The organism is Paenibacillus oleatilyticus, from assembly GCF_018998565.1.
GTDB classification, from domain to species: Bacteria; Bacillota; Bacilli; order Paenibacillales; family NBRC-103111; genus Paenibacillus_G; species Paenibacillus_G oleatilyticus.
This window is the reverse complement of the sequence record NZ_JAHNZO010000119.1, coordinates 1-397: the sequence shown is the minus strand read 5'-3', so window position 1 is coordinate 397 and position 397 is coordinate 1. Positions and strand designations below refer to the sequence as shown.

Sequence of the window (397 nt, the reverse complement as noted above, 5' to 3'; positions counted from 1 at the left end):
GGTCTAGGTCAATGGGAATAAAAAAACCGGCGCACAAAACGCCGGTTGGTCTCAAGCATTGTGCCTCAGCGGCACGCGGAAGTTAAGCGCTTACGCCGCGTTGCGGCAGCGTTGCAGAATATCCAACTGGGATTGATATTCACGCGTCTGCACATTCAGCATGCCCAACAGGGTGTGGAACAGATTGTCCTGCGACACGTCGTCCTTTTCCGCCAGCGCGCTCAGGCACTGGCGATCGATGCCGAAATTGCGCTGATAGTCGGCCGACATCCACATCAGGAATGGCACGTGAGTTTGCTGGCTCGGCGCGAAGACATAAGGCGTGCCGTGCAGATACATGCCGTTTTCCCCCAGTGATTCGCCGTGATCGGACAGGTAGACCAGCGCGGTATTGAAC

General features: G+C 56.4%; 1 protein-coding gene. It reads right to left on the bottom strand.

What is annotated here, in order from left to right; all coding sequences use genetic code 11:
- Positions 1–90: 90 nt before the first annotated feature.
- A partial coding sequence (locus tag KQX66_RS38905) for a sulfatase-like hydrolase/transferase (protein WP_216798409.1) occupies positions 91–397 on the bottom strand: 307 nt, incomplete at its 5' end.